At 70.3% G+C, this 8,765-nt stretch carries 7 protein-coding genes; 5 read left to right on the top strand and 2 right to left on the bottom strand.

The window, feature by feature from the left end; genetic code table 11:
- Positions 1 to 250 precede the first annotated feature (250 nt).
- On the bottom strand, positions 251 to 1,531 hold the full coding sequence (gene eno / locus AB4079_RS19385) for a phosphopyruvate hydratase (RefSeq protein WP_441788968.1): 1,281 nt from the start codon (positions 1,529 to 1,531) through the stop codon (positions 251 to 253).
- Positions 1,532 to 1,859: 328 nt separating this feature from the next.
- Positions 1,860 to 3,152 carry a histidine--tRNA ligase gene (gene hisS, locus AB4079_RS19380; protein ID WP_441788967.1) on the bottom strand — a complete coding sequence of 431 codons (1,293 nt, stop codon included), beginning with the start codon at positions 3,150 to 3,152 and terminating at the stop codon, positions 1,860 to 1,862.
- Positions 3,153 to 3,586: 434 nt separating this feature from the next.
- On the opposite strand from hisS, the gene AB4079_RS19375 reads away from it, so the two are divergent.
- The 5 genes from AB4079_RS19375 to AB4079_RS19355 are packed head-to-tail and all read left to right on the top strand — an operon-like array spanning position 3,587 to position 8,758.
- On the top strand, positions 3,587 to 4,642 hold the full coding sequence (locus tag AB4079_RS19375) for an iron-siderophore ABC transporter substrate-binding protein (protein WP_441788966.1): 1,056 nt from the start codon (positions 3,587 to 3,589) through the stop codon (positions 4,640 to 4,642).
- 6 nt (positions 4,643 to 4,648) lie between these two features.
- On the top strand, positions 4,649 to 5,713 hold the full coding sequence (locus AB4079_RS19370; protein WP_441788965.1) for a FecCD family ABC transporter permease: 1,065 nt from the start codon (positions 4,649 to 4,651) through the stop codon (positions 5,711 to 5,713).
- Positions 5,710 to 6,780, top strand: coding sequence for a FecCD family ABC transporter permease (locus tag AB4079_RS19365; RefSeq protein ID WP_441788964.1), 1,071 nt, complete (start codon positions 5,710 to 5,712; stop codon positions 6,778 to 6,780). The genes AB4079_RS19370 and AB4079_RS19365 overlap by 4 nt, the downstream gene beginning before the upstream one ends.
- Before the next feature lies 1 nt (position 6,781).
- The gene (locus AB4079_RS19360) at positions 6,782 to 7,504 is read left to right on the top strand and encodes an ABC transporter ATP-binding protein (RefSeq protein ID WP_441788963.1); all 723 of its coding nucleotides are present in this window, start codon (positions 6,782 to 6,784) and stop codon (positions 7,502 to 7,504) included.
- Positions 7,505 to 7,537: 33 nt separating this feature from the next.
- On the top strand, positions 7,538 to 8,758 hold the full coding sequence (locus AB4079_RS19355; RefSeq protein ID WP_441788962.1) for an IS30 family transposase: 1,221 nt from the start codon (positions 7,538 to 7,540) through the stop codon (positions 8,756 to 8,758).
- Positions 8,759 to 8,765 lie beyond the last annotated feature (7 nt).

Here is an 8,765-nt window from a genome sequence, read left to right as displayed (position 1 = left end):
ACCCCCAACTGAGCTCCCGCACCAACCGCCGAAGCGCCACCCACCAGCAGCCCCAACGCTCGAACCCGAACCTCCAACGACGAATGCGACCCCATCCCAACCCCTCACCGAAAACGAAAGGTGTTGCACTCACCGCACGAACTCACCCGCCGCAAAGCGATCATTTGGGGCAAATGTGTAGCGGAGGAGTCGGGGGCACACAGAGCGGCCCCCGGGACGGAGTCCCGGGGGCCGAAGGCGCTGCGTCGCGTTACGCGGTGAAGCGCGGGAAGGCGGTGCGGCCGGCGTAGACGGCGGCGTCGCCCAGCTCCTCCTCGATGCGGAGCAGCTGGTTGTACTTGGCGACACGCTCGGAGCGGGCCGGCGCGCCGGTCTTGATCTGGCCCGAGTTGGTGGCGACGGCGAGGTCGGCGATCGTGGTGTCCTCGGTCTCGCCTGAGCGGTGCGAGAGCACGGCGGTCATGCCGCTGCGCTGGGCGAGCGACACGGCGTCGAGCGTCTCGGTGAGCGTGCCGATCTGGTTCACCTTGACGAGGATGCTGTTCGCGGCCTTCACCGCGATGCCCTGGGCCAGGCGCTTCGGGTTGGTCACGAACAGGTCGTCGCCGACGAGCTGCAGCTTCTCGCCGAGCTCGGAGTTGAGGTGGGTCCAGCCCTCCCAGTCGTCCTCCGCCAGCGGGTCCTCGATCGAGACCAGCGGGTAGTTGGCGGCGAGTTCGAGGTAGTAGGCGCTCATCTCGGCGGCCGACCGGTCCTGGCCCTCGAAGCGGTAGACGCCGTTCTCGAAGAACTCGGTGGAGGCCACGTCGAGGCCGAGCGCGATGTCGCGTCCGACGGTGAAGCCGGCCTGCTCGATGGCCTGCGAGATCAGGTCGAGCGCTGCACGGTTGTTCTCGAGCTCCGGCGCGAAACCGCCCTCGTCACCGAGGCCGGTGTTGAGCCCCTTCGACTTCAGCAGCGACTTGAGCGAGTGGTAGGTCTCCACACCCCAGCGCAGGCCCTCGGAGTACGTTTCCGCACCGAGCGGCAGCACCATGAACTCCTGGATGTCCACGCCGGTGTCGGCGTGCGCGCCACCGTTGATGATGTTCATCATCGGCACCGGCAGGATGTGCGCGTTGGGGCCGCCGAGGTAGCGGAACAGCGGGAGGTCGGCCGAGTCGGCCGCGGCCTTGGCGACGGCGAGGCTGACGCCGAGGATGGCGTTGGCGCCGACGCGCTTCTTGTTGTCGGTGCCGTCGAGCTCGATGAGCGCGTCGTCGACGAGGCGCTGGTCCGCCGCCTCGAAGCCTTCGATGGCCGGGCCGAGCTCGTCGAGCACCGCATCCACGGCCTTGAGCACGCCCTTGCCCTGGTAGCGCCCCTTGTCGCCGTCACGCAGCTCGTAGGCCTCGAACGCGCCGGTGGAGGCACCGGACGGGACGGCGGCGCGGCTGACCGTGCCGTCTTCGAGGAGCACCTCGACCTCGATGGTCGGGTTGCCGCGCGAGTCCAAGATCTCGCGAGCGCCTACAGCTTCGATTGCAGCCACAACTGTCTCCTTGCGTGGTTTTTGTGGGATTCCGAAGTCAGTCTAGTGAGCGGTCCGGGTGGGCGACACGCCAGCCGGTTCACTCACGCGGCAGAGACGGAGGACTTTACCGCCGCTCGCACCCCACCGTCCTCCGTTTCCCTCCGGCGACCGGCGTGTCAGACCGAATCACCTCCCTTTCCATGGCAGGTCGGGAAAGGGAGGAGTGAGTGCGGCCGGGACAGTTAGATGACGCCATTGGGAGGAGATTCGGAGCCGGATACGAGCCAGTCTCCTCCGTTTCCGGCGGCGCGGGCGGTCGTCCGAGCCCGGGCCGGCCGCGACACGCCTACGCCAGCGGCTTGAGCTCCAGGGCCGACGCGTCCGTCGTGTCCACATCCACGAACGCGAACGACCGGAACCCGGAGGCCGCCGCCCGGTCGAGCACCGCCTTCAGGTTCTTGGCCCGACGGTCGAGCCGGACACGGCTGCCCCGCGCGACCAGCTCGGACTTGATCCCCATCAGCCGGTCGAGCGGCACAGCCGGGTCGTAGACCAGCGCGATGGACTCCTGGGCGGCATCCTCCGGGAGCTCGATCAGGTCGACGACCCGCTCGAAGCCGATGGAGAACCCGGCCGCGGGCACATCCGTGCCGAGGAACCTCCCGATCATCCCGTCGTACCGGCCGCCGCCGCCCACCGAGCTGCCCGACCCGGGGTGCGCGATCTCGAAGATCGTGCCCGTGTAGTACCCCATCCCGCGGACGAGCGTCGGGTCGAAGCGGAGGCTGACGCCGGGCGGGAGCGTGTCGAGTGCGTGGGCGAGCGCCTCGAGGTCGGCGACCGCGTCGGTGTCCATGCCCTCGGGCAGGATGCCGCTGATGGCCTCGACGGTGAGCTCCACTCCCCCGTCGGCCAGGTACGGCTCCAGATCGGCAAGAATTCCGCCGAGCACCGCGGCGGCGTCGGCCCCGCCCTCCGAGAGCTCGGCGACGACGCCGTCGGCGCCGATCTTGTCGAGCTTGTCGATGGAGATCAGCACCTGCGGCCAGCGCGTCTCGTCGAAGCCGCAGTACTCCAGCAACCCGTTGAGGATGCGCCGATCGTTGATCCGGATGGTGCAGTCGGTCAGCCCGAGCGCCTCGAGCGCCGCGGCGGTCGCCGTGATCAACTCCACTTCGGCCAGTTGCGTCGGCTCGCCGATGATGTCGATGTCGCACTGCACGAACTGCCGGTAGCGGCCCTTCTGCGGTCGCTCGGCCCGCCAGACCGGGGCGATCTGGATGCTGCGGAACACCGGAGGGAGTTCGGCCCGGTGGGAGGCGTAGAAGCGCGCGAGCGGGACCGTCAGGTCGAAGCGGAGCCCCAGGTCGGAGAGGCCCAGCAGGTCGCCGGAGTCGATGGCGGCGGTCAGGTCGTCGCCGTCGAGGCCGCGCTTCAGGATGCTGAACGACAGCTTCTCGTTGTCGCCGCCGAGACCCGAGTGGAGGCGCTCCACATCCTCGGCCACGGGCGTTTCGATCTCGTCGAAGCCGTGGGCGGCGAAGCTCCGCCGGATCACCCCGAGTGCGTGCTCGCGGCGGGCCTTCTCGGCGGGGAGGAAGTCGCGCATGCCGCGGGGCGGGGTGATCGAGGAGGCCATGGCTCGATTCTTCCATGCGCGACCGTCGGCTTCCGGGGCGCGCCCCTCGGACACCTCCCGGGGGGATGGCGGTGACGGCGGCGACGCGCGTAGAGTTCGGGGGTTGCCACCCTCAGGCCGCACGGCACGCGCGGCTCGGTGGTGTCCCCGCATGGGGCCTGGCATGAGTCGCATCCGTCCGACCACGGCGCTTGCTCGCTGCCAGAGACGAAGGTCGACAACGCGTCCGCCCGGAGACCAGGAGCGCGCCTGCTTGAGGCGCCTCACCCGAGTGGCGAACGGACCCCGGGGGGACGCGCTGCCGGCCATCTTCGACCGGCGCCGCCGCGCTGCGCCCTTCCACGTTGACGCCCGGTGAGATTAGGTTAGGCTTACCTAAGGGCCGCACGTCGAGCCCGCGGCCCATCCATCCCATCCCCGTTCCGAGGAGAACCATGCCCCGTGCCGCTCGAGTCGCCCGTCGCCGGTCGCGCTTCACCCTGATCGCCTCCGCGATCGCCGCCTCCGCCGCCCTCGTCCTCACCGGCTGCAGCGCCGGAAGCTCGGGCGCAGAGACCACGGCCGGCGGGGACGCAGGCGCCTTCCCGGTCACCGTGAAGAGCGCGCTCGGCTCCGCCACGATCGACGCGAAGCCGAAGCGCATCGCGACCTGGGGATGGGGCGCCCAGGACATCGTGCTGGCGCTCGGCATCATCCCCGTCGCCATGCCCTCCTTTGCCTACAGCGGCACCGACGACGGCGTCCTGCCGTGGGATGCCGACCGGATCACGGAGCTCGGCGGCAAGACCCCGCAACTGCTGAACGCCGCCACCGGCGAGGTTCCGTTCGAGGAGTTCGTCTCCGCGAAGCCGGATGTCATCCTCGCCCCCTATTCCGGCCTCACGCAGGCCGAGTACGGCACCCTGAGCAAGATCGCGCCCGTGGTGGCGTACCCGGAGAAGCCGTGGGCGACGAGCTGGCGCGATCAGGCCGCTATCGTCGGCAAGGCCCTCGGCCTGACCCGAGAGGCCGACGAGCTCGTCACGAAGACCGAGGACTCCGTGACGGCGCTCGCCGCGAAGTACCCGGTGCTGAAGGACAAGACCTTCTTCTACGCCGCCGCGAACGAGCTGGGCAAGCTCAACGTGTACCGGGCGGACGACCCACGCGTCCAGCTGCTCAACGACCTCGGGCTGAAGAACTCCCCCAGCATCGGCGCGCTTGACCCGTCGAAGGGCGACGGCAGTTTCTTCTACCAGCTCAGCAACGAGAACCTCTCGAAGATCGACACCGACCTGCTGGTGATGTACTTCGATACGCAGTCCTCGGTGGATGCGTTCACCTCCGACCCGCTCGTCGCCGCCATGCCCACGGTCAAGGAGGGCCGCTTCGCCCCGGTCGTCGGCGAGTCGTTCGTCGCCGCGACCAGCGCGCCGAGCGTGCTCAGCATCCCGTGGATGCTCGACCGCTACGTGCCCCAGCTGGCCAAGGCCGCCGACGCCGTGAAGTAGCGGCGGATGCCCACGACCGTCGACACCGCGGCGCCGGCGCGAAGCGCCAGCGCGCCATCCGCTGTCGCGCGACGGCGCCGGCGACTGCTCGCAGGATTCGTCGTCGCCGGCGTCGTGCTGGCCGCACTCTCGGTGCTGAGCCTGATGGTGGGCGCGCGGACCATCGCGCCGGTCGACGTCCTCCAGGCGGTGCTGCACTACTCCCGAACGGATGCGGACGCGCTGGTGATCGTCGACACCCGGCTCCCCCGCACCCTGTTGGGGATCGCGGCAGGCCTCGGGCTGGGGCTCGCCGGGGCCGTCATGCAGGGGCTCTCGCGCAACCCGCTGGCCGACCCGGGCATCCTGGGCGTCAACTTCGGAGCGTCCTTCGCGGTGGTCGTCGCCATCGGGTTCGTCGGCGTGACGTCGCCCTCCGGCTACCTGTGGTTCGCGTTCGCCGGCGCGGCCCTGGCCTCCGCCCTGGTGTACGCCGTGTCGTCGCTGGGCCGGGAGGGCGCGACCCCGGTGAAGCTCGCCATCGCCGGGGCCGCGGTCTCGGCAGCGCTCGGCTCGCTCATCACCGCGGTGCAGCTGACCAGCCGGGTCTCGCTGGATGCGATGCGGTTCTGGCAGGTCGGCTCCCTGGCGGGCCGCGGCTTCGGCGTGCTCTGGCAGGTGCTGCCGACGCTGACGGCCGGGGCGGTGATCGCACTGGTCGTCGGCCGGCTGCTGAACGGCCTGGCGCTGGGCGACGACGTCGCGCGCGGCCTCGGGCAGCGCGTCGGGATGACCCGCGTGCTCTGCGGGGTCGCGATCGTGCTGCTGTGCGGCTCGGCCACGGCGGCCGTCGGCCCGATCGCCTTCGCCGGTCTGATCGTCCCGCACATCGCCCGTCGGGTCGTCGGGGCGGACTACCGGTGGATCCTCGCCTACTCGGCGCTGATCGCGCCGTCGCTGCTGCTCGCCTGCGACATCCTGGGGCGCGTGGTGGCGCCGCCCGGCGAGCTGCAGGTCGGCGTGGTGCTGGCGTTCGTGGGTGCGCCGGTCTTCATCGCGCTGGTGCGCGGTCGCCGGACGGTGGGCCTGTGAGCGCCCGCGGCGCGCTGACCGCGTCCCCGACGATGACGGAGACTCTCGCCACCGTTCGCGGCGACCGACGCCGCGGACGGTCCCGCACACTGCGGGTGTCCCTCGTGCTCACGCTGCTCGTGGTCGTCGTCTCGGCCGTCTCGCTCACGCTCGGTGCCGCCTCGGTGGCGCCGGTGGATGTGCTGGCCGCGCTGGTCGGTCGAGCCGACCGCCTCACCTCCTTCGTCATCCTGGAGCTGCGCCTGCCGCGGCTGGTCGCCGGTGTCCTCGTCGGCGGGTGCCTCGGGGTCTCCGGCGCACTCATCCAGTCGGTCGCCCGCAACCCGCTCGCCAGCCCGGACATCATCGGCATCACCGCCGCAGCGAGCGCCACCGGTTCCATCGCGCTGATCGGGTTCGGGCTGACCGGGCTGGCGCTGTCGGGGGTCGTGCTGGCCGGGACGCTGATGGCCGCCGCCGCGATCTACCTGCTGGCCTGGCGGAACGGTGTGAGCGGGTACCGTTTCGTGCTGGTCGGGATCGGCATCGCCGCCTTCTGCGGCGGCCTCGTCTCGTACGTGCTCACTCGGGCCGACATCACCGACGTGCAGCAGGCGCTGGTCTGGATCACGGGCAGCCTCAACACGATCGACCCCACGGCGCTGCTGGTGCTCGGCGTGGGCACGGCGGTCCTGGTCCCGTGCGCACTGGCGGTCGGCCGGCCGCTGAGCGCGCTGTCGCTCGGCGACGACCTCGCATCCGGCCTCGGGGTGCGGCCGGAGCGCACGCGGCTTGCGGTCGTCGCGGTCGCCGTCGCTCTCGCGGCCATCGCGGTCGCTGTCGCGGGGCCGGTGTCGTTCGTGGCGTTCCTCGCGGCACCGATCGCGCGCAGGATCGTCGGCCGCGGGTCGCTGGCACTGGTGCCGTCCGCCCTGCTCGGAGCGCTCATCCTCGTCGTCTCGGACATCGCAACCCAGTTCGCCATCCCGGGCGTCGTGCTGCCCGTCGGCGTCGTCACCGGCATCGTGGGCGCACCATACCTGCTCTGGCTGCTCGCCAGAACCAACTCCGTGGGCCGAGGAGGCTGACATGACATCCCAAACACCCGAAGCACCCGAGCTCGCGACCCGCGACCTGTCGCTCGCCTACGAGGGACGCGTGGTGGTCGACCGACTCGACCTGGACATCCCGGCCGGCCGGGTGACCGCCATCGTCGGGCCCAACGCCTGCGGCAAGTCCACGCTGCTGCGCGGGCTGTCCCGACTCCTGCCGCCCGCCTCCGGTGCGGTGCTGCTCGACGGGTCCGACATCCACACGGTCCCCACCAAGCAGGTCGCGCAACGCCTCGGGCTGCTGCCGCAGACGCCGACCGCCCCCGATGGGATCACGGTCGCCGACCTCGTCTCACGCGGGCGCTACCCGCACCAGGGCTGGTTCCGCCGCTGGACGAACGAGGACGACGAGGCGGTCGCCGAGGCGATGACCGTCACCGCCGTCGCCGACCTCGCCGACCGCCCGGTGGACGAGCTGTCCGGCGGCCAGCGTCAGCGCGTCTGGATCGCGATGGCCCTGGCCCAGCGGACCGGCATCCTGCTCCTGGACGAGCCGACCACCTTCCTCGACATCAGCCACCAGCTGGAGGTGCTCGACCTGCTGCTCGACCTGAACGCCGCGCGCGGCACGACGGTCGTCATGGTGCTGCACGACCTCAACCTCGCCGCGCGGTACGCAGACCACCTGGTCGCCCTGCGCGCGGGCGCGGTGGTCGCCGCCGGAGACCCGTCGGCGGTCGTGGGCGGTTTCAGTTGGTGAGTGCAACACCTCTTGTTCTTGGGAGGGGTTGGGATGGTTTCGGATTCGTCGTTGGAGACACGTGTTCAGGCGTTGAGGATGCTGGTGGGTGGTGCGTCGGCTCCGCAGGTCGTGTCGGCTTTGGGGGTTTCGATGCGGCGGGTGACGTGGTGGGCGATGCTGGCCGGTATGGAATTCGCTCCTGGTGGCCGTCCTGGGTTGTTGCGTGTCCGACCGCCGGGTGAGATCGGAGCTGGCTCTGGTCGCGGACGTCGGTTGTCGCTGGCAGATCGCGCGGTGATCCAGGTGGGCCTGGCGCAGGGCCTGTCCAGACGAAGGATCGCCGAGCTGGTCGGCGCGTCCCCCTCGACGGTGTCGCGGGAGATCAGCCGTTCGAAGCTGTCGTATCGGACGCAGTGGCACTATGACGCTGAGATCGCGCACCAGGTCGCGGCGGAACGGCGTGCCCGGCCCAAGCCGCGGAAGCTGGATGAGGATCCGCAGTTGCGGGCCGCGGTCGTCGGTCAGCTCAACAAGCGGTTCTCTCCGCAGCAGGTCGCCGGGCGGCTGCCGCTGCTGTTTCCGGGAGAGGATATGCGGGTGTCCCACGAGACGATCTACCAGGCGCTCTATGTTCAGGGCAAAGGCGCGCTGCGACACGAGCTGACCGTGGTCAAAGCGTTACGCAGCGGGCGGAAAGGTCGGGTGCCGCAGTCGAAGCTGCCGCGCCGCAGCAACCGGCCCTGGCTGGAGGGAGCCCGGATCAGCGACCGGCCGGCGGAAGCAGCCGACCGGGCTGTTCCCGGTCACTGGGAAGGCGACCTGGTCGTCGGGCCGGGGAACTCCGGGATCATCACCCTGGTCGAACGCTCCAGCCGGTTCGCGCTGCTGGCCCGGCTTCCCGGGACCAGGGACTCCGAGACCGTCATCGACCGGTTGACCCAGACGATCGAACAGCTGSCCGCCGCCTTGTTCTCCACGCTGACCTGGGACCAGGGCAGCGAAATGGCCCAGCACGCCCGATTCACCATCGCGACCGGCTGCCGGGTGTTCTTCGCGGACCCGCACTCGCCCTGGCAGCGCGGCAGCAACGAGAACCTCAACGGTCTGATCCGCGATTTCTACCCCAAGGGCACCAACTTCAACACGATCACCGACACCGACCTCGCCGAAACCCAACGGTTGCTCAACATCCGACCCCGGCAGACCTTGAACTTCCACACCCCAGCGGAGAAACTCGACGAGTACCTACGCGGTGTTGCACTCACCGCCTGAAACCGCC

It is taken from the genome of Leifsonia sp. 2MCAF36 (genome assembly GCF_052115525.1).
Taxonomy (GTDB): Bacteria; Actinomycetota; Actinomycetes; order Actinomycetales; family Microbacteriaceae; genus Leifsonia.
The sequence above is the reverse complement of the archived record's forward strand: the minus strand, read 5'-3'. Positions and strand labels throughout refer to the sequence as shown.